This is a genomic window from Mycobacterium sp. MS1601 (genome assembly GCF_001984215.1).
Taxonomy (GTDB): Bacteria; Actinomycetota; Actinomycetes; order Mycobacteriales; family Mycobacteriaceae; genus Mycobacterium.
Genome location: NZ_CP019420.1, coordinates 1,287,058 through 1,306,971, shown reverse-complemented (window position 1 = coordinate 1,306,971; position 19,914 = coordinate 1,287,058). Strand labels below are relative to the sequence as shown.

The 19,914-nt window shown below is 61.4% G+C and carries 21 protein-coding genes, 1 tRNA gene and 1 pseudogene; 20 read left to right on the top strand and 3 right to left on the bottom strand.

Translation table 11 applies throughout. From position 1 onward, the window contains the following. Nucleotides 1-5 precede the first annotated feature (5 nt). The 3 genes from BVC93_RS06355 to BVC93_RS06345 all read left to right on the top strand — a co-directional run bounded on the left by BVC93_RS06355 (nucleotide 6) and on the right by BVC93_RS06345 (nucleotide 2,037). Nucleotides 6-659, top strand: a complete 654-nt coding sequence (locus BVC93_RS06355; RefSeq protein WP_083736423.1) for a GNAT family N-acetyltransferase — start codon at nucleotides 6-8, stop codon at nucleotides 657-659. Nucleotides 660-855: 196 nt separating this feature from the next. Beyond that, nucleotides 856-1,914: a divisome protein SepX/GlpR gene (gene sepX / locus BVC93_RS06350; protein WP_083736422.1), complete on the top strand. Its 1,059-nt coding sequence runs from the start codon at nucleotides 856-858 to the stop codon at nucleotides 1,912-1,914. Nucleotides 1,915-1,964: 50 nt separating this feature from the next. Next, a tRNA-Ala gene (locus BVC93_RS06345) sits at nucleotides 1,965-2,037 on the top strand. A gap of 40 nt (nucleotides 2,038-2,077) precedes the next feature. On the opposite strand, the gene BVC93_RS06340 is transcribed toward BVC93_RS06345, so the two are convergent. Together BVC93_RS06340 and BVC93_RS06335 are read right to left on the bottom strand one after the other, a co-directional pair. Next, entirely contained in the window at nucleotides 2,078-3,262 is a 1,185-nt protein-coding gene (locus BVC93_RS06340; protein ID WP_083736421.1) for a tyrosine-type recombinase/integrase, read from the bottom strand. Continuing rightward, complete coding sequence (locus tag BVC93_RS06335; protein WP_192860214.1) at nucleotides 3,259-3,798, bottom strand: helix-turn-helix domain-containing protein; 540 nt, start codon at nucleotides 3,796-3,798, stop codon at nucleotides 3,259-3,261. Before BVC93_RS06335 ends, BVC93_RS06340 begins: the two co-directional genes overlap by 4 nt. Nucleotides 3,799-3,937: 139 nt before the next feature. On the opposite strand from BVC93_RS06335, the gene BVC93_RS06330 reads away from it, so the two are divergent. From BVC93_RS06330 to BVC93_RS06280, 12 genes and pseudogenes are all read left to right on the top strand, one after another. Then, nucleotides 3,938-4,123, top strand: coding sequence for a helix-turn-helix transcriptional regulator (locus BVC93_RS06330; protein ID WP_236950269.1), 186 nt, complete (start codon nucleotides 3,938-3,940; stop codon nucleotides 4,121-4,123). Then, a complete protein-coding gene (locus BVC93_RS06325) occupies nucleotides 4,120-4,329 on the top strand; it encodes a hypothetical protein (RefSeq protein WP_083736418.1) in 210 nt (69 codons plus the stop codon). Before BVC93_RS06330 ends, BVC93_RS06325 begins: the two co-directional genes overlap by 4 nt. 67 nt (nucleotides 4,330-4,396) lie before the next feature. Further along, entirely contained in the window at nucleotides 4,397-5,374 is a 978-nt protein-coding gene (locus BVC93_RS06320) for an AAA family ATPase (RefSeq protein WP_083736417.1), read from the top strand. Between the two features lie 203 nt (nucleotides 5,375-5,577). Continuing rightward, nucleotides 5,578-7,101 (top strand): GNAT family N-acetyltransferase, encoded by a 1,524-nt coding sequence (locus tag BVC93_RS06315; RefSeq protein ID WP_236950268.1) that lies wholly within the window; start codon nucleotides 5,578-5,580, stop codon nucleotides 7,099-7,101. 2 nt (nucleotides 7,102-7,103) lie between these two features. Further along, entirely contained in the window at nucleotides 7,104-7,532 is a 429-nt protein-coding gene (locus tag BVC93_RS06310; protein ID WP_236950267.1) for a hypothetical protein, read from the top strand. After that, nucleotides 7,508-8,221, top strand: coding sequence for a hypothetical protein (locus BVC93_RS32975; RefSeq protein WP_157516794.1), 714 nt, complete (start codon nucleotides 7,508-7,510; stop codon nucleotides 8,219-8,221). The genes BVC93_RS06310 and BVC93_RS32975 overlap by 25 nt, the downstream gene beginning before the upstream one ends. Then, a complete protein-coding gene (locus BVC93_RS32970) occupies nucleotides 8,218-9,816 on the top strand; it encodes a hypothetical protein (protein WP_157516793.1) in 1,599 nt (532 codons plus the stop codon). The genes BVC93_RS32975 and BVC93_RS32970 overlap by 4 nt, the downstream gene beginning before the upstream one ends. 65 nt (nucleotides 9,817-9,881) lie before the next feature. Next, a pseudogene (locus BVC93_RS06300) lies at nucleotides 9,882-10,013 on the top strand (helix-turn-helix domain-containing protein); the annotation flags it as partial. 26 nt (nucleotides 10,014-10,039) lie between these two features. Then, the gene (locus BVC93_RS34710; RefSeq protein ID WP_083736413.1) at nucleotides 10,040-10,555 is read left to right on the top strand and encodes a PASTA domain-containing protein; all 516 of its coding nucleotides are present in this window, start codon (nucleotides 10,040-10,042) and stop codon (nucleotides 10,553-10,555) included. Between the two features lie 170 nt (nucleotides 10,556-10,725). Further along, the gene (locus BVC93_RS34705; RefSeq protein WP_083736412.1) at nucleotides 10,726-11,187 is read left to right on the top strand and encodes a DUF732 domain-containing protein; all 462 of its coding nucleotides are present in this window, start codon (nucleotides 10,726-10,728) and stop codon (nucleotides 11,185-11,187) included. Nucleotides 11,188-11,886: 699 nt separating this feature from the next. Next, on the top strand, nucleotides 11,887-12,084 hold the full coding sequence (locus BVC93_RS06285; RefSeq protein ID WP_083736411.1) for an excalibur calcium-binding domain-containing protein: 198 nt from the start codon (nucleotides 11,887-11,889) through the stop codon (nucleotides 12,082-12,084). Between the two features lie 2 nt (nucleotides 12,085-12,086). After that, entirely contained in the window at nucleotides 12,087-12,410 is a 324-nt protein-coding gene (locus BVC93_RS06280) for a DUF732 domain-containing protein (RefSeq protein WP_236950410.1), read from the top strand. A 674-nt stretch (nucleotides 12,411-13,084) separates the two neighbouring features. Here the strand turns inward: BVC93_RS06280 and BVC93_RS06275 are convergent. Continuing rightward, a complete protein-coding gene (locus BVC93_RS06275; protein ID WP_083736409.1) occupies nucleotides 13,085-13,615 on the bottom strand; it encodes an antibiotic biosynthesis monooxygenase family protein in 531 nt (176 codons plus the stop codon). A gap of 118 nt (nucleotides 13,616-13,733) precedes the next feature. Between BVC93_RS06275 and pdxR the strand changes: the two genes are divergently transcribed. From pdxR to BVC93_RS06250, 5 genes are all read left to right on the top strand, one after another. Next, nucleotides 13,734-15,278, top strand: coding sequence for a MocR-like pyridoxine biosynthesis transcription factor PdxR (gene pdxR, locus BVC93_RS06270; protein WP_083736408.1), 1,545 nt, complete (start codon nucleotides 13,734-13,736; stop codon nucleotides 15,276-15,278). A 142-nt stretch (nucleotides 15,279-15,420) separates the two neighbouring features. After that, a complete protein-coding gene (locus BVC93_RS06265; protein WP_236950266.1) occupies nucleotides 15,421-15,861 on the top strand; it encodes a N,N-dimethylformamidase, small subunit in 441 nt (146 codons plus the stop codon). Continuing rightward, nucleotides 15,858-18,272: a LamG domain-containing protein gene (locus BVC93_RS06260; RefSeq protein ID WP_236950265.1), complete on the top strand. Its 2,415-nt coding sequence runs from the start codon at nucleotides 15,858-15,860 to the stop codon at nucleotides 18,270-18,272. Before BVC93_RS06265 ends, BVC93_RS06260 begins: the two co-directional genes overlap by 4 nt. Further along, nucleotides 18,269-18,982 (top strand): hypothetical protein, encoded by a 714-nt coding sequence (locus BVC93_RS06255; RefSeq protein WP_083736407.1) that lies wholly within the window; start codon nucleotides 18,269-18,271, stop codon nucleotides 18,980-18,982. The genes BVC93_RS06260 and BVC93_RS06255 overlap by 4 nt, the downstream gene beginning before the upstream one ends. A gap of 67 nt (nucleotides 18,983-19,049) precedes the next feature. Then, nucleotides 19,050-19,805 carry a response regulator transcription factor gene (locus tag BVC93_RS06250; protein WP_083736406.1) on the top strand — a complete coding sequence of 252 codons (756 nt, stop codon included), beginning with the start codon at nucleotides 19,050-19,052 and terminating at the stop codon, nucleotides 19,803-19,805. Nucleotides 19,806-19,914 lie beyond the last annotated feature (109 nt).

The following is a 19,914-nucleotide window of genomic DNA, read 5'->3' as shown; positions in this document are numbered from 1 at the left end:
CGCCCGTGAACCTCTGGCGGTCCAACTCGCTGCACCCGGGGTGGCCCGTGGCAGTGGGGCCGCTCCGGGTGCGGGCGGGGGTGGTGCGGCTGCGCCCGGTGCGCATGCGGGACGGCGCGCAGTGGAGCCGGATCCGGATTGCCGACCGTCAGTTCCTCGAGCCGTGGGAACCCACCGCGGAGATGGATTGGCCTGTGCGGCATGCGGTTTCGGCCTGGCCCGCGGTGTGCTCGGGGCTGCGGGCCGAAGCACGCCGGGGCCGGATGTTGCCCTACATCATCGAACTGGACGGGAAGTTCGCCGGCCAGTTGACCATCGGCAACGTCACGCACGGCGCACTGCGGTCGGCCTGGATTGGCTACTGGGTGCACAGCGAGGTCACCGGCGGTGGCGTGGCCACCGGTGCGCTGGCGCTGGGGCTGGACCACTGCTTCGGGCCGGTGATGCTGCACCGCGTGGAGGCCACCGTGCGGCCGGAGAACGCCGCCAGTCGCAAAGTGCTGGCCAAGGCAGGGTTCCGCGAGGAGGGCCTGCTGCGGCGCTATCTGGACGTCGACGGCGGCTGGCGCGACCACCTGCTGGTGGCGATGACCGTCGAGGAGGTCAACGGCTCGGTGACCTCGACGCTGGTGCGGGCGGGCCGCGCGCGGTGGGTCTGAGTTCTGCGCCAGGGTCGTGACAGGCTGCCAATCACAACCCTGCGGTAGAAAACAAGGTCTGATGTGTTGCAGATGTGACACGTGTGACTGATGGTGCTTGTATCCAGCGAATTACAGGTGTGTAATTGACCTCGGCGCGCCGCCCTGGTTGCGCAGGTCAGCCGACCTAGCCTGGAGGGGAAAGGAGCAGGCCACCATGCCAAGCATCCCCCAGTCATTGCTCTGGATTTCACTCGTCGTGCTCTGGCTGTTCGTGCTGGTGCCCATGCTCATCAACAAGCGGGACACCGTCAAGCGAACCAGTGACGTCGCCCTGGCTACCCGTGTGCTCAACAGCGGCGGTCGTGCCGCGCGGTTGATCAGGCGCGGAAAGCCGGCTGCCGGCCACCGCAGCGACCCGCAGTGGCGCCCCGAAGAAGAACTCGACGACTTCGACGAAGACGAGACCGGACCCGTCGTGGTGACCGGCAGGCCCTCGCGCGTGCGTTCCGTCGCGGTTGTCACCTCGGTCGCCGAAGAAGGCGAGAACGACTACCTCGACGTCGACGTGGTCGAGATGGACTCCGGCGCGCTGCCCGTCGCCGACGCACAGAAGACTGCCGCCCCAGCGGCTGAGCAGGCCGACGAACTGCCCTTGGACTTCGGTGACGCCGATCCCGATCCCGTCGACACGCCGTCCGACGAGCCCGTCGTCGAGGCTGCAGAGACAGACGAGGCCACCGACGAGGCCGCAGACGACGGCAGCGCCGACGAATACGAGTACGTCGACGACACCTCCGGTCTGGAAGCCGAAGCGGAGCCGCCCACCGGAGCCATTCCGGTCGCGGCCCGCGCCCGCCGTTTCGAGTCCAAGACCGCCGAGGCCGTCAGCGCGCGCAAGTACCGCTTCCGCAAGCGGATGCTGATGTCGATGGCCGTGCTGCTGCTCGTGACCGCTACTGCGGCCTACCTGTGGACGTCGACGATGTGGTACGCCTGCGCCACCGTGGGTGCCATCACGCTGCTGTACCTGGCATACCTGCGTCGCCAGACCCGTATCGAGGAGCGGCTGCGGCGTCGGCGGATGCAGCGGATGGCCCGTTCGCGGCTCGGGGTGGAGAACACCGTCGATCACGAACTCAACGTGGTGCCGGCCCGGCTGCGTCGGCCCGGCGCGGCGGTGCTGGAGATCGACGACGAGGATCCCGCCTTCGAGCACCTGGACTATGTGCCGTTCTCCAGCCAGTACGACCTGCCACGCGCGGCGGGGCAGTGACGACCGGTTTCGGATTCGGTGCCGCCGACTGGTAGCCTGCTACCGACCAAGGGGCTATAGCGCAGTTGGTAGCGCGTCTCGTTCGCATCGAGAAGGTCAGGGGTTCGATTCCCCTTAGCTCCACAGTGAAGCCGCAGATCAGAGCCATGGTCTGCGGCTTTTACTATTGGGCCGTCCGCAGTCCGTCCGCAGTAGCTTTGATTGCCATATCGAGACGGTCCGCAACTTCGTCGAGATCGTCGTCGAAGAGATCGGCGTAGGTGTCCAGGGTCATCGATGCCTTGGCATGGCCGAGCATCCGTTGAACGGCTTTGACATTGGCGCGAGCACTGACCGCGAGGCTGGCCGCTGTGTGGCGCAGATCGTGGGGAGTGATGGTTGGGAATGTTGGATCCGTTAGTTGGCAGCTAAGGACAGCTGGCCGGAAAACCCTTGTGCGCCAGTTGGAGTTCCGGAGAACGCCACCGCGTTGGTCGGTGAAGACGAGATCGTCACGCCCCTTACCGATCATCAGAGCGGCCAGCTCGTCACACAACGTGGCGGGAAAGGGAACCGAGCGACGCTCCCATGTCTTCGGCGTGCTCCATTGGAGCCCGCCGGATTCGGTAACCGAGCGGGACACGTTCACCCGGCGGCGCAACATATCGAAATCTTGGACGCGCAGGGCGGCCATTTCGCCCCACCTCAGACCCGTATAAGCGAGGAACCGGACGACCATGCCATCGCGGTCGACGGTGGCTGCCAGGGCCACCACTTGCTTGTGAGTGAGGTAGCCCCGGTCCGAGTGCTTCCGTTTAGGGAGCTTGATGCCGTCGCAGGGATTCCGGGCGATCCGGTTGTCTTCGACTGCGGCTCCAAGCACCTGGCGCAAGACGCCGAAAGCATTTTCAATGATCGGCGTCCCGGCTCCATCAGTGACCATTGCAGCCACCCACGCTCGAATCGCAGCGGGACGAACATCGGCAACGAGGGTGTTGCCCCACTGCGGCTCAACTCGACTGTTCCAAACGCTCCGGCGCGTTACCGCTGTTTTGGCCGAGATGTGCGCTTGGGCGGAGAACCACGACTGGTACACAGCCGAAACCGTGACTCGACCGGCAGAGGGCTCGATGTATGTCCCTGTAGCCAGCTTGGCCGTCACCTCTGAATCGAGCCATTTTTGAGCGTCGGACTTCCGTGTGAATCCTCTAGCCCGCTCCCGCCCTGCGTCGTCGACATACCTTGCGCGGTAACGCTTCCCCTTGCCGTGATTAGCGCTGGGGATACTTCGGACTGCCCCATCTTCATCGCGATAGGTCTTCATCCAGCGGTCTTCCACCCCGGCTCGCTGGTTGCGCTTCTGGGTCATTTCTCACCTGTCTCTGAGCTGTGCTGATTCATTTGGAGAAGTAGTTTCTCGACTTCGGCGAGTAGATGAGCGTGCTGCTGAGCAACGCTATGAAGGTTCTCGCGGCTGTGGTCGAGGCGCTTTCGGGCCTGTTCAAGTTCCCTTTGGTACGTGTCGGGGCTTGCGGCGAAGTCGGTGGCTGCCTCAACACCGAGCACGGTAATAATCGGCATCTCGAACACCTCGGCGAGGGCAGCGGCCTCTGCTACGCGGAGGGGACGTGCCCCGCGTTCAATCTTCGCGACGGTGGTTTGGTGCATCTCGAACCCCTGGCGGCGAAGCCGTTCAGCGACATCCTCCTGCGACCAGTTCCGGTCCTGTCGCCAGCCACGTAGGTGCTCGCCGAATCGACGTTCCCAGGACTCGTGTCGTTGACGAGCCAGCGCGATTTCGTTGATCGAGATGTCAGCGGTATCAGGAGGGAGTTGTTCGCGCAGATCACGGACAAGCTGTTGGCCCTCGACTGCGGCGAGTGCCCAAGGTTCAGGGTTAGTCACCGGCACACCATAAGTCTCTAGGGCTTGAATTTTCAAGCTCCATGCGTTTAACATTCCAACCCGTCGAGACTCGACACGCTTGGAAAGCTAAGCGATATGAGATTGAGGAATGTTGGCTACTAACGACGAGGCGGATCTCATGACCACCCGAGAAGTTTCGAACGAATTGGGCATTCCGGTAGGCACCCTGCGGTACTACCGCTCGATGGAGCGTGGGCCGATGTCGTTTCGATTGGCTGGTCGTGTGCGGTACCGCCGTACTGATGTCCTTGCGTGGGTCGATGAGCAGGAGCGCAACACCAGGCGCGGCGAGTTCGTCGCATGAGCGTCGTGAAGCGGATTGCCGCAGAGGACCAGACCGTGATTGTCGTCGCGGAGGAAGATTACGTCGCCGTGCTCCTTTTCTATGGCGCGTTGTACGCGGAGGATCTTGGCCACCCCGAGCAGGCGATTCTTCTCGCGGTCACCGAAGCTGAACAGCTTGCAGCAGCGCTTATTTCGGCCACTGATCGGTTGAGGGCGGCGGCATGACGGTATATCGCAGCGACGCAAACCATTCGACGGCGCAGGAAGCCGAGCATGCCCGCGGCGGTGACTTATGAGTCCAATCCAGGACGGCGAGTGGCTCGACCGGCAAGAGTTCTCGGAGCCGAGCTGGTGTGTGCCAGGCATCATTCCGGAAGGGTGCTGCATCCTCTCGGGCCATCCGAAGATCGGGAAATCGTTCCTGGTGCTCGACGTCGCATTGTCGGCGGCTGGCGGTGGCACGGTTCTCGGTGTGCAGGTGGATCCTCGCCCGGTGCTCTACATGGCGCTCGAAGACGGGCCGCGACGATTGCAGCTGCGTTCGCGGATGCTGTTGGAAGAGGAACCGTTGCCAGCCGAATTCTGCTTCATGACTCGCGAGGACACCGAGTGTGCGATGGAGGCGGCGAAAGCCTGGGTGAACGCCCACCATGCAGAGAAACCACTTGTCATCGTGGACACGCTGGAAAAGATTCGTGGCGGACGGTCTCAGAATGCCTACTCGGACGACTACAAGGCGGGGATGCTTCTACAGGAGTTGCTTGCTCCAGGCGGTGCCGTCATCGCAGTACACCACAACAGAAAGGGCGATTCTGACGATTTCCTGGACCAAGTGTCCGGGACATTAGGTCTCTCCGGATCGGTGGATACGATCATCACGCTCAACCGGGAAAGGACGGGTGCGTCAGGCACTCTGAGCGTGACTGGCCGCGACGTTGACGAGATGGTCTACAGGGTTAATTTCGTTAACGGACGGTGGTCGACGGATGGTGGCGACTTGGCGGAAGCTGCGCAGCGGGCCAGGACTCGGAGGTTCGGTCCGAAGATGCAGGAGGCCCTGGACATCGTGAACTCTGGCGTGGCGTCAACAAGTAGTGCGGTAGCTGAGTACATCGACGTTCCGGAAGGAACAGCGCGTAAGTACCTCTCGCGCCTGGCATCCGACTACGGGTTGATCGAGCGGATCGCCCATGGGCAGTACGGACCTGTCACAGTGTCACAAGTGCCGCAAGATGCTCCCAGCACCGAAGAACTGCTGACCAGCGCCTGATAGAAGATGTGACAACTGTGACAGCGTGACAGTGCGGCGGGCCGGGGACTTCCATAGAGGTCGTTCCGGCCCGCCGGACTGGGTAGCGAGTCCGCTGGACGCCCAGCCGCCGAAATCGCGTTGAAAAATGGGGGAGTCGCCCGCCTCGTTCTGAGGCGTGTCTCATTCCGGCGTGGCCGGTGGTGCGGGTGATAATCACGACCGTGGCGGGAAAGGGGGATGCGGTGGCAACGTCGCCAACCCGATTTCTGCTCGACACCAACGCATTCATTGCTCTTGAGCCGTTTGATGGACAGATAGAACCCGGCCTTGGGCCAGCAGCCACGTTCATGCGGCTGGTGATGAAGCAACGCAATCTCGTATTCGTCCATCCCGCTACAAGGGATGAGCTTGCCGAGGGCAAGGATAGGACACGCGCGACGCAGCGGATTGCCGAGCTCGACAAGATCGCGATGCTCGCTGAGGTACCAATCAGTGCTCGCCTCCAGGATGAATTGGGTCCGGTCGTTGTGGACTCCAACGATCATCGCGACTTGCGGATCTTGGCGGCACTGGACGCAAACGCCGTGAACTTTCTTGTCACTGATGACGCGGGCCTGGGCAGGCGGGCAAAGAGGGTCGGACTTGGTGATCGCGTCCTTACGCTCGCCGATGCCGTGGCAATGCTGGAAGCATTTGAACCGACCGTCGTCGAACCTCCACCGAAGGTGACGCCGAAAGAGTCCTATGCTCTCGATCTCGACCAGGACATTTTTGCCAGCATCAGAGACGATTACGAAGGCTTCGATACGTGGATTGACAAGGTACGTGGGGATTCACCGAACCGCGAATGTTTCGTCATCGCCGAGGACAGTGGCATCTATGCCGCCATCGCTATCTTGAAGACCAACGAACCCGTTTCTGAATGTCCGTACGGCTTACCTCAGCCCATCACGAAGATTTCGACCTTCAAGGTGGAACCAGACTTTCGCGGACACCGCTACGGAGAACTTCTGCTCAAAGCCGTTCTGCGCTCTCACCATGAACACCGCGTCGGAAGCGCCTACGTCGAGGTCTGGGAGCACCACCAACCGCTCATCGATTTCATGGGAATGTTTGGGTATTACGGCGCTGGCAAGTCGGCGCGCGGCGAGATCGTCCTTGCCAAGCACTACCAGCCCCGCGATACCTCCTTGTCACCGTTAGACTTCCACATCGCGTACGGCCCACCCGCGGTGTCGGGTGACGCCAGCGTGTTTGTCATACCAATCATCGAGCACTGGCACGATCAGTTATTCCCCGAGTGCATACCCGAGGATGAGCAGCTCATGATTCCTGGGCTGGATGGCGCGACGCATCCATGGGGTAACGCGCTCCGGAAAGCGTACCTATGCAACGCGCCCACAAAGCAGGTTCAGCCAGGAGACGCGATTCTGTTCTACCGCTCAGGGATTCAGGCCGTATCTGTAATTGGAGTGGTCGAGGAGACCTTTCGGACGTCCTCACCCGAGGAAGTACTGAACTTGGTTGGTGGAAGAACCGTATACGGACCTGCTGACATAGCCGAACTGGCATCCCACAGCTCGCAGGTGCTTGTCATCCTCTTCCGGCAAGATCGCATCGTTGACCCTGAATGGACATTGGCAGAGCTTCAAGCTCACGACGTCCTGAAAGCGCCGCCGCAAACCGTCACCAAAGTAAAGGAGGCAGGTACCCGATGGGTGCATCAGCAACTGGACGCCATGTAGTTATGTCCGTGCATCCGCAGTTCGCGGAGGCAATTATGGACGGGCGCAAGAAGGTTGAGTTTCGCAAACGTCGTCTTGCCGACGACGTGACGGTCGTCTGGGTCTACGCCACCGCTCCCGTCAGGAAGGTGATCGGCTACTTCGAAGTGGGAGCCATCCACACCGCTAAACCGACTGACCTTTGGCGAAAATTCTCCGATGTGGGCTGCATCGACCGAGCCGACTTTGACCGGTACTACGCCGACAGCCACACTGGGGCGGGTATCGGCATCCGCAAAGCTGTAAGACTGCGCAGCCCCGCCCACATTGCCGAGCTGCTTCCCTCCGGCGTACCACCGCAGAGCTACGCATATGTAGGAGTGCCTGTTACGTCACTGCGTCAGCACTTAGTGGCTAGGGTGTCTCAATGGCCGGCATCGAAGCGCACCTAACTCTGCTGGCTGATGCAAGCGACAAATGCCGTCAAAGCACGCTCGCATCCCACCAGATTCAACTGGGCGAAGTTCACCAAGGCGACGCCGATCTCGTCCTCTGGCTGAACCACCTTGACGGCCCTACCGTCCCCATGATGGTCACAGCTCGCAGGGAACTTGCTCTTGCCGAATACAGTGCAGCGTCCGGATTGTACCGGCAGGCTTTCGCTTCTCTACGTCTGTTTCTAGAGCTAAATTTTGCTGCGGTCTATTTCTCAGTCAACGAGCTCGAACGGCGGCGCTGGGTGTCTGACAGATTCGACTTTTCATGGTCGAGTGCCTTAAATTCTGAAACAGGAATTTTATCAGGCATGTTTGTCTCCGAGTTTGCACCCGACTTGATGATGGACGCGACTGATCATAGCCGGAGGGCGCAGGCATGTTATCGCTATTGCTCACAGTTCATCCATGGTAAGCATAAGGATAGTGAGCGACTCCCTACCACGTTAGAATATTCTTCCGACGTGTTAACGGAATGGTGTGAGAAAGCAAAGCAAGCTACCGAAGTTGTACTTTTTGTCTTGTATGTTCGGTACGGTGATATTGCAAACGACAAAGCTAATGATGATCTCCGCACGATGTTGTTAACACGGTTCAACCATATATCCCAGATTCGGAGCCGTCTAGGTGGAGTTAGTAACGGATGACTAATGAGCTATTTTTCCGAACCGAAGATCTTCGCCTCGAAGAAGTTTCTAAGTACTTCGTTGAGACAAGCGGCGACCGAAGGATAATCGACGCTATCAAAGGGCGGAGTGCAGTGCTACTCCGCGGCAGCAGGGGTGTTGGCAAATCATTTCTCCTGCGCGTGGCAGAGGCCGAGATGAAAGCTAGCTTCGAGACAGAAGCCGTGCTGCCGGTCTATTTGACGTTCGCGCGTGCTGGCCTGATTAAGCAGGACCAACACAATTTTCTACCCTGGATGACCGCGAAAATTACTAGTTCCGTCCAAAGGTCCATTACCTCGTACGGGCTCAAAGTTCCAGAAAGCTCAGCCCTCGCAGCACTAGCAGGCACACAAGCGTCGCAGGTGTCCGAGGGGCCAACATTGATGGAGCGACTTACTTCGGTCTTTGAACAATTCTGGTCAAAAGATAAACCGTCTGAGGATATAAGCGGTGCTCCTGAGCCAGAAGCAATCCGATATGCAATTGAGGATCTATGCGACGATATAGGAGTTGCAAGGATCGCGCTGCTCGTTGACGAAGCAGCACATGTCTTTATTCCCGAGCAGCAGCGGCAGTTTTTCACGTTGATGCGCGATCTTCGAAGTCCCTATCTATCCGTCAAGGCTGCTGTTTATCCTGGCGCTACATCCTACGGTGAATCATTTCAACCTACTCATGACGCGGCGGTGCTCGATATCGAACGCAACGTCGTGGATGCGTCATATGCGAATGCGATGCGCGAAATCGTTTTCCGTCAGGATCCCAGCCGTCGAAAAGATATCGAACAGTATGGAGAGATCTTCGACATTCTAGCTTTCGCGGCGACCGGAAACCCGAGAATTCTGTTAAAGACTTTAACTGCAAGTACCCCGTTGCGGCAGAACTCAGCGCAGAGCACGATTCGCGAATATTATCGCGAAGAGATTTGGGCCGAACACTCGACGCTCGCTGAAAGGTACCCCGGCCATCGCACGCTAATCGATTGGGGTCGCAACTTTCTTGAAAACGAAGTACTCCCTGCTTTGCATGCGAGAAATCAGAAAGAAACCGAGGCGAGTTCGGCAATCTGGATTCACCGCGATGCTCCGCAAGTAGTGCGTGAGGCACTTCGGTTGCTGTGTTATAGCGGAATCTTGCAAGAAGGAACGGCCGGCATAAGGGCGACGAGGAGTGAGGTAGGCACTCGCTATATGGTCAACGTCGGTTGCAACTTGGCGCAGGACGCTAGCCCAATTTCATATGGCCGGCGGCTAAGAGGTTCGTTGGACAAGCGACGAATGGTCGAGTTTGGCGCAAATCATGGTGCTTATCGATCGATTCAGGACTTCTCGCTACAACAGCTTGAGCAGGATGGGAACGTAGCGCTCGAAGCGAGGCTGACATCACCTATTTCCAGCCTCGATCTAACAGCATTTCTACGGTCGAAGCTTTCTGAGCTTGAGCTAAGCACGATTGGCGAAGTCCTTAATACCGACGAAGAAAGCTTCAAGAAGCTGCATTATGTCGGCGAGGTGCGCGCTCGGCAGATGAGGAATGCCGCTCATATGGCGGTAATCGAGTACCTATCGGGGTAGTTCGGTCGACGGAGCGAAACCAGGTCTCCGAGGCGTAGAGCGCGTTTCGCGGTTGGCTGCAGGTCCCAAAGGTGCTGGACGCATCTAAATCAGCCCTGGCGCAGCGTATGCACGCCAGTGGCGAGTCCGCGACCACCATTGCTGCGGCACTGGGTGTCAGTAGGGCCACCGTCTATCGGGTGCTTGCCGACACCTAAGAGTCGTGGTCGTCGGCTGTGGTGAAATGTGCAGGCATTACAGTCCTGCATTGCACTTCGGGGGTTTCATGAAGTTGGTCAAAAGCGCGTCGGTAACGGTAGCTCTCGGGTTAGCCGCATCGTTCGGACTGGCGTCTTGTGGGGCACCAGCGGACGTCGCGATGGACACGATTACTCAGACGTCGACGTCAGTCGTAACCGTGTACTCGACAGCTCCTGCGCCGTTGGAACTGCCGACCACAACAACGACGACCACAACCACAACCTTGCCAACGACTACATCGGAAGCGCCAGAACCTGCCTCTGACTGCACGACACCGAAGCAGGGGACCGCTGTGGTTCCTGATGTTGTGTACAGCAGCTTTGCAGATGCGACCGGAGCTCTATGCGACGCCGGCTTTACTGACATCGGATACAAGACGACCAATGGAAAAAGCGTTTGGAATCCATGGAATTGGGTGGTGATTTCTCAAGACCCGCCCGCTGGAACTCCAACCTCCAAGACAACCCAGATCGGCCTCCTGCTCCAGAAGAGCGACTGAACTCAGTCGCGAAGGAGCAGAAGAATGTCTGCCACGATGTCCGAGCTGTCTCACCGTATGCATGTCCCGGAGGAGCCGACGTCGAGACACTGAGGCAACATCGGTGGCAGGCAGGGCAACGATTCGACGTCGTTCTTGCCGCTGGCTACTAGAGTGCCTCACCTTGACGCATGCGGTTGAGATCAACGTGCGTATGCTTAGCTAGCAAAATAGGACAGTTCGGGGGTGTCATGTTCGGTCGGGCGATGCTTGCCGGAGTAGCGGCGGTGGCTTGCAGTGGGATTGCAGCTTCACCCGCCCATGCTGACGAGTACGACTTCATTTCAGCCGTGGACGGCAGCGGGATCTACTATGCCAACATCTTGGACATGATCGACGCTGGCAAGGTTGCCTGTCATGGGATGCGCGCCCGCACCTACGGGCCTGCGCTCGCTAGTCAACTGAACAGTTTCGGAACCTGGACCGCGCACGAGAAAACCATAATCATGACCGCAGCCGCGAACACGATGTGTCCAGACGTGTGGCCGTGGATTAAGTCGCTCAGCACGCCGCCTCCGCCGTCAGGTCCGCCCGAGCCGCACCCATGCACGTTGCCGAACCCGCCCGCCGGTTGTGCAGACGGCTCATATTAGCGCTGCGGAGCTAGGCCGAACCGTGTTCGGTGCGCGGCTTCTTGGCGCTCAGGCGAGGGGGGTGGGGGGTACCCCATTCCGCTGTCCTGTGAGCGCCTAACTCGGCCAGCGGCTTCTCTCTCTCCAAGATCGCCTACGAAGCACCCCTGATCACCTCCTGTCTCTGCATGTTGCAAGGTCGCAAGCGCCTCGATCCGTTTGGGAGCAAATGGGCGGATGACCGCGAACCAGTGTCAGGATCGGAAGACGTGAACCGTCGATGCAGATGTAGCAAATGTGGAATGAGTATGTAATACTGCCCTGGCACCAAAGTTTACGAGGGGGTAAATATCTTGGTTAAATGTCTTTAGCGTCGTCCAGCGATGCGTTCGTAGTGGGCGGTTAGCGGCAGCGGCTAACGCCGATGGCAGCCTAAGCACCACGTCGGTCTCCGGAGCTTGGCTACGACACCTCTACTCTCTGTGCCGGTGGTTTGGAGTCGGATCGGACGGAGCCTTGCGGCGAAGGGTTCCAGAATGCGACGCCTTAAGTAACTCGCTGCCGAAATGTGTGCAATGGGTTTGTGTCGGCCCAACAGATGCGCCCGTTGCTCGTTCGGGGCAAGGCTTTCCTGCCTTCGAAACGCCGCTATAGAACTCTCTCGAAAGCGGGGCGTCAACCGCCCCCTCCACACCCAATGACTTCACTTAGAGGACCAACATGCTAGTTCGTACCCTTGTCGTCGGCCTTATCGTTGCCGGAATCGGAACTCTGTCACCGCAGGTCATCGCTAACGCCGTTCCTTATGCAAACTGTTCGGAAGCGAAAGCCAACGGCCACTGCAACATTCCGTCGGATTCGCCCTACTACCAGGCCAAGCTTGACCGCGACCAAGACGGTCTCGGCTGCGAGTGCTGACGATGAACGCCAGAATATTCGCATCGGGCGTGATCGTTGCCGCCGTGAGCCTCGGGACCGCCGCACCGGCGTTTGCGGATTCCGACAGTGAGAACTTCGTAAACATGCTCGCCCGCTACGGCGAAGACGTATCTGGACCCGAAGTCGCACTCGCCAGCGTGGACGTTGGATACGCGATCTGCAATCTGCTGGAGACCTACAACAGCGGCCCGCAAATGCTCTCTTACATGATCAACAATGGTCGCAGCCCGGAGAACGCCAACCTGTGGTTGGCTGCCTCTGTCATTAATTTGTGCCCCGAACTGAACTACCTAACGGGCTATTGAGCGCGGGTCGTAGTTGGCACGATTCCCTTGGGATCCTTGTGCTGGCAGAGCATTTGCGCTTCATGCGACTGCCACCATGAGTTCGCCGTACCTACGGGCGGATCGTTAAGTCGTGCACTACCAAACAGACCACCAGCAAGGTTGGATCTAGCCGGATTGCTTGATGACGCTACCTTGCGTAGCTCGCCACGTAATCTGAGGACATCATCCGGTCGATTCGAACTGGCCCCGGTTTGTATCCGCCTGGGTTGCGGTAACGGAGCCGCGCATTCTGTGTCGCTCGTAATCGCCTGCGATCAGATTCTCGCCAGAGGACCTACGTCGCGGCAGGCCCGGGTCCGGATAGGGCAGCCGGCATTCCGCGCGCTACACAGGAAGTAAGGTGCGGTCGACGCATTCACCGATGAGTCTTGGACGCGCGACTGGCTGTCAAGGCGCTGGAACTTGTGGAGTATGGCGGCCCAGTCAACCTCGGCCTACATGCGCGTGTCCGCAGTCCGTCCGCAGTAGCTCCGGCAATGCTCAACGCTCGCCAACCGTTGCAACCTGCTGACCTGCAAATACTTAACCGAGCCAACTATCCCAACATCCCCGAAAGTCCATGTCGTCTCGTTCGCATCGAGAAGGTCAGGGGTTCGATTCCCCTTAGCTCCACAGAGTTTGAGTAGGGTTTTTCACGGCGTGTCGGCCTGCAGGCCGACGCCGGAGGCCACCACATCGGCGCGCTCGCTGTCGACATCCGGTAGGGCCGCGTCTTTGAAGACTGCGAAGCTCGAGGGTTGTTCGGTGAGATAGGGAAAGTGGAAGCCGCATTTCGGGCACTGCTCGCGTAGCACCGCTTGTTCTTGGCTGAGGTCATACTGCTTGTCCTGCAATTCGTTGCAGCATGGGCAGATCCGCAACAGGCGGGTGCCGACGAGTTCGAAGTTGGTGATGATGTCTTCCATGATGGCCCCGTTGGCGGCCCAGGCCTTGGCGTGCTTGTGGTAGGTGTCGGTGTGCCAGTCGTACAGGGCTTCCTTGCTGGTCCAGAAGCTGCACTCGTTGAACCAGCCCGGATCGTCGGGGTGCTCCCACCAGGTGAGGTGTAGGAAGCCGGGCAGCTTCATCAAGAAGTGCCGCGTGTCGCCGAACACGACTTTGAACTTCTCGTAGGCGTCGGGGCTGGAGAAGCGCACGCGTTGCATGCTGAGATAGATCGGCATCGAACCTCCTGTGATCGGCTGCCTCGGGGCTGTTATGCAGCGTGAACAATTGGTTCCTATGGTTGGACAGGGCGCACAGTTGCGCCAGAGCCAATCGGCCAGCATCTGCAGGAGCCACATGACATCGACGCGAAACACGGGGGCATCGGAACAGAGCAATCGTCCGAGATCCACGGTGCCGGCCTACCGGGCGCTCTACGAGCAGTTGCGGTCGAGCATTCTGCACGGGCAACTGCCGGCTGGGTCCAGGCTGCCGCCGAGTCGGGTGCTGGCGCGTCAGAATGGGTTGTCGCGCAACACCGTTCTGGCGGCCTTCGAGCAACTGGAGGCAGAGGGATACACCATCGGGCGCCAAGGATCAGGGACGTATGTGGCCAAGGTCCTACCCGAACGGTATCTCGAGACCACGAGCGCCTCGGTGTCGGCGGCGGCACGCACGTCGAGCACCGCCACCGCGCTGTCTGCCCGGGGGCAGCGACTGGCCAGCGCGCCGCGGATGCCGCTTCCCTCGGTGCTGGGCCGCCAGCCCCGGACAACGGCATTCCTCATCGGCCTGCCGGCACTGGATGCTTTTCCCTTCAAGACATGGGCCAGGCTGTACTCGGGTCGCTTGAACAATTCCGGCTCGGCACTGATGCGCTATGACGATGCTGCCGGATACCGTCCGTTGCGTGAGGCGATCGCCGCCTACATCAGCGTGGCGCGGGGCATTCATTGTTCTGCCGACCAGGTGATCGTGACGACTGGTTCCCAGCAGGCGTTGGAGTTCTGCGCGCGGATTCTGCTGGACCCGGGTGACGCCGCCTGGCTCGAGGATCCCGGCTACCTCGGTGCACGTGCTGCGTTGATCTCTGCCGGCGCTCGGATCATCCCCGTTCCGGTCGACGCGGCCGGGATCGATGTGGCAGCGGGGGTCGGAATCGAGGCCGCCGCGCGGCTGGCCATCGTCACACCGTCGCACCAGTTCCCTCTCGGATACACCATGTCACTGGAACGCCGTTTGGCTCTGATCGATTGGGCTGCAAGCAATTCCGCATGGATTGTCGAGGACGACTACGACACGGAGTTCCGGTATGTCGGCAAACCCCAGGCTGCGTTGAAGGCCATCGACACCCATGACCGGGTCGTCTACGTCGGTACTTTCAGCAAGACGTTGTTCCCCAGCTTGCGGCTGGGCTATGTGATTGCTCCCGCCAATGTGGTCGACGGCTTCACCGCCGCCCATCTCAGCAGCGATATGCATGCTCACCTGATGGACCAGGCGGTGGTGACCGACTTCATCGAGCAGGGACACTTCGCCCAGCATCTGCGCCGGATGCGAGTTCTGCACCTCGAGCGCCAACACAAACTGATCGAATACGCCGAGCGGGTCAGTGATCGGATGGTCTTGACACCCTCTGACGGCGGCCTGCATCTGCTCGGTCGATTACCCGATGCGCAAAGCGATACCGAACTCGCCAATTATGCACTGCGGCAAGGGATTCACGTCTGGCCGCTGTCCATCCACTCCTACCGGACAGACCAGCCGCCCGCACTTCTGCTCGGCTACGCCGGAACCACGGACCGCGATTCACGAGCCGGGGTCGAGATCCTCGACAAGGGGCTCGGACAGCGCAGACGAGCCACCGCGAAGAATGGGAACCGGCCGGGTCTGTCGCAGTGACGGTGGTGCAACCAGCCCCAGATGGGCTTGGCGAACCCCCGTAGGCGAGCAGCGATCTCGGCTGCGTTGCTGACGGATGGAGGCAAATATCCGTCAAATGGCCGATGGTGTGAACGGGGCGCGATCCATAACGTTGAGGCGCATGATCCCGATACCTGCGGACGACGAAACCCGGCAGCGGATGCGCCGGGAGATCGAGGCGAGCGTCGAGGACTTCCACGGGGTGCCCGGGTTCTCGGTGGTGCGCACCGAACGCCCCGGCACCGCCATCGGCGCCCACGGTGGAATCCAGGACGACATGCAACTCGAGCGCGTGCTGACCCGCCTGCGGATGCAGCCCGCGGGCGCCTTCGGCGGCAAGTTCGTCATCATCTGCACCAAACCCGAGCGGGAATGGCGGATCGCCCGGCTGTCCGGGGTGCGCGGGGTGCCACCGAAGTTCATCGACGACCGGGTGTTCACCGACGAGCAGGCCGCCCAGGCCGAGATCTTCTCGATGCGCCTCGATCAGTACCCGGCCGAAGACGGGATGCCCGAGCACTGCACGCAGGCCTGGAAAGCACGTGGGGAGAACTGGGCGTGAGCGACGACGACATGTACCCCGCGATGCTGCGGCTCACCGGTTACGGCAGCAAATGGTCGGTGCAGCAGGGCGACACCGTCGAGTTCCACGTCAATTGTGACGGTCCCACCGAGTACCACGCACAGCTGGTGACTCTGATCCACGGCGACACCCACCCCAGCGGACCGGGGTTCAAGGAATCGCCGGTGGACGTCCCGGCCAACGGCACCTACCCGGGTCGGCCGCAGACCATCCACGCCGGCTCGTACGGCATGGTGATCGACCGCCCACCGCTGCGGGTGGACAGTTTCACCCTGCAGTGCTGGATCTGGCCGACCATGCCCACCAAAGTGGACGGTTACTGGTGTCCTGGAGAGCAGATGATCGTGGGCAAGTGGGCCGACGGCGCCGGGTACGGGCTGTTCGTCAACCTCCAGGGCCACCTGAGCCTGCGGATCAACGGCCGGACACTGACCGCTGCGGAGCCGCTGCGCGACCGCGCCTGGCACTTTGTGGCCGCCACCTACGACGCGGCCACCGGGCGCGCCGCACTGCACCACGAACCGCAGCTCCGTTACGCGCTGGACCCCGCGCCGCAACCCGTCGAAGCCGTGTTCGGTGAACGCATCGTCCACACCGACGTGCCGTTCACCTTCGCCGCGCACCCGCGTGCCGCGGTCGCCGACGCTGCCTCCCGCCAGCCCGGCGGATGGACGATGACATCGCACTACAACGGCAAGATCGACGGCGTCCGGTTGTGCTGCCGCGCGCTGAGCAGGCTCGAGATCGAGACCATGAAAGTCGGTGCCGCTCCGGGGATGGACGAACGCCGCGGGGTGGGGCCCAACCCGGACCTGGGGGCAGTCCTGGTGGCGGCGTGGGATTTCGGGCTGCAGATCCCCACCCGCACCGTCGTCGACTGCGGCCCCTACCGGCTCGACGGCGAACTGGTGGGCATGCCGGCCCGGGGGATGACCGGGCACAACTGGAGTGGTGCGGTTGTCTCCTGGAGCGTCGATCACCGTGAGTACGGGGCCATCCACTTCCACGACGACGACGTCGACGACGCGCGCTGGGATGTCGACTTCACCCTGACGGTCCCGGCCGACCTCCCCAGCGCCGTCTACGCGATCAAGCTCACCACGGACGACGACGAGTCCTACATCCCGTTCATGGTGCGCACTCCACTGGGCAGGCCGCAGGCCAGGATCGCCGTCATCATGTCCACCACCGACTACATGGCCTACGCCAACGAGCACCAAGCCAGCAATTTCGGCAGCGTGGAAGCCTTGCTGTACCGGACGCCGATCATGGCTTTGGAGAACATCTTCCTGTCCGTGCACCGCGAGTACGGCTACTCCCTCTACGACACCCACAGTGACGGTTCGGGCGTGCACATCTCCTCCCGGCTGCGACCCGTGCTGAACGTGGCGCCGAAGTACGACTCGTGGCTCACACAGTCACCCTGGCAGTTCAACGCCGACCTGCACCTGATCGACTGGCTCACCGAACTGGGCTACGACTTCGACGTGATCACCGACGAAGACATCAGTTACGACGGCCTGGAGCGCATCGAGGGATACAACGTCCTGCTCACCGGTTCGCACCCGGAACACAAGGACGGGCACTATCTCGACGCGCTGGCGGCCTACAAGGAACGCGGCGGCCGGCTGATGTACATGGGCGGCGACGGGTTCTACTGGCGCCACACCTTCCACCCGGCCTACGGACGTGGCGAGGTGACCGAGCTGCGCCGCTGCGAATCAGGGATCCGCCCCTGGCAGGCGCAGCCCGGCGAGTACTACCACCAGAGCGACGGCAGGCTGGGCGGCATGTGGCGGTTCCTGGGCCGCGACATGGCCGCGGTCAGCGGAACCTCCATGGTGGCACAGGGGTTCGACATCTCCACCTACTTCAAGCGCACCCCCGACAGCCTCGATCCCCGTGTCGCGTGGGCCTTCGAGGGCATCGAGTACGGCGAACGGCTCGGTGACTTCGGGCTGGTGGGCGGCGGTGCCGCCGGAGCCGAACTCGACACGGTGGACACCACGTTGGGCTCACCCCCGCACACCCTGTTGGTGGCGACATCGGCGGGTCTGCACACCGACGCGTATCTGACGGTGACCGAACTGATCCTCACCAACGCCCCTGGGCACACCGGTACCCAGAACCCCAGGATCCGCGCCGACATGGCGTTCCACGAGACGCCCAACGGCGGCGCGGTGTGGGCGTTCAGTTCGATCTCCTACTGCGGCAGCCTGTCGCACAACAACTACGACAACAACATCTCCACGTTGACGGCCAATGTGCTCAACCACTTCGCGCAGGACGGTCCGCTGCCCGAACCCGATCCCGCCCAGATCCACGCACGCGGTCGGTTCGATGCGACGCCGGCACTGAACTTCCAGTTCCCCGAGGACGTGCCACAGTGAAAAATCTTCTGCTGCAGCCCGCCTCGACAAGAAGGCACGCCAGCGCCGATCGCGAGGACTGGACGGAAACCTGGGTCGGTGTGGGCTTCGCCGAGCAGCTGACCGAGGTGGGTGCGGTACTGCCCGCCACTGTCGGCTACCACGCTACCCACGTGCGTCGTACCAAAAGCGGTCTGGTGGCCGCTGTCAACGCCAGGCCGTTCGGCGGTTGCATGTCGGTGCCCGCGCATTGTGGCAGCACCCGCAATGTCAGATGCCCGCACCTGGCCTGTGCTTTCAGCGAGGACACCGGCGTGTTGGACAACGCCCGAGACCCTGACGGGCGGGCCAGGCGGGAGTTCCTGGGCGACGGCCGAAGGGAGGTGAAAATGCCTCTTGCACAATGGGGTTCGATTCTGTTCCTCAACATCACGCTGGGCTCCCCGGCGCCGCTGCCGGTGGCTGCGCAACCGGCTCCGGGCCCGGCGCTGCGGACCGGATCTTCCCCGGTGGCCGGCAGCTGGCTCGTCAGCGCGCACCGCGAGGCCGCGTTGATGGGGGAGCCGGTCTCGGAGGTGGCGCCCAATGTCGCGCTGGCCCGAGCGGGCACCACCACATTCGCCGTGATCAGTCGTCCCGCCGGCCCGACGCGCAGCACCCTGCTGTGGGCCGAACTGGGCGCCAGTGTGGGCCAGTGTGGGCCATCTCACCCCGGATTCGGCTGTTCGTAACGGGCCTTAACCGCAAGGAAACAGGCACCGAACCTCGTTGACGCCCGTGCGTTGTCCACTTGCAGACATGACTCGTGCCAGGAACGAGACACCTGACTTCGCATCGCTGGCCACCGCCATGGTGTCGACCGACAGTGAGGTGCGACTGCGCGGCACCATCGACTTCCTGCGCGTCGAGACCGGGTGTGACAGCTTTCTTCTCGCCTACAAGGCGCCGAAGACCAAGGGTTTCAACCTGGTCAAACAGGTCGGCTACTCCGACGGCGTGGCCGAGTACCTGAGCTCGGACATCCAGTCGTTGCCGGAGTTCACCAAGCAGTTCTCCGATTACACCAGGATCACCGACTGGGTGGACGTACCGGAGTTCCCCGAGTCGTACAGCGGCTCGAAAGTCCTGCGCCCTGAGGGTTTCACCAACGGCTTCATGATGGTGCTGCACGACGGTGCCGGCGAGATCGTCGGAATGTGCCAGGCCAACATGGAGCGACCGGAGTTCAGCGCCCGCAGCCGGTGCATGGTCGAGACCGTACGGCCGCTGTTCACCAAATACGTCACGCGGATGCGTGCCAGGGCCAAGGCCCGGCTGACACCGCGCGAACAGGAGATCCTGGCTCTGCTGCGCGGCGGACTGTCCAACACCGAGATCAGCGAGCGGCTGTTCCTGTCGCCCCGGACCGTCAGCACCCACGTCGAACGGGTACTGCGCAAACTCGGCGTGGCCAATCGGGTGGCGGCCGCCGTGCATGCCACCGAACTCGAACTCGTCGAACCCAAGAGCCCGGTGGTGCAGGTACCACCGCAACGGGGCTTGAGCGCCTACTGACCGTCGGGGGAGCACCCGGGTGACGTCAGACGTCACCCGGGTGACTCGTGTGTTCACGGGAGATGTTCCGGTGCAGGCGAATACGTCGGATGACGGATATCGCTGAGTC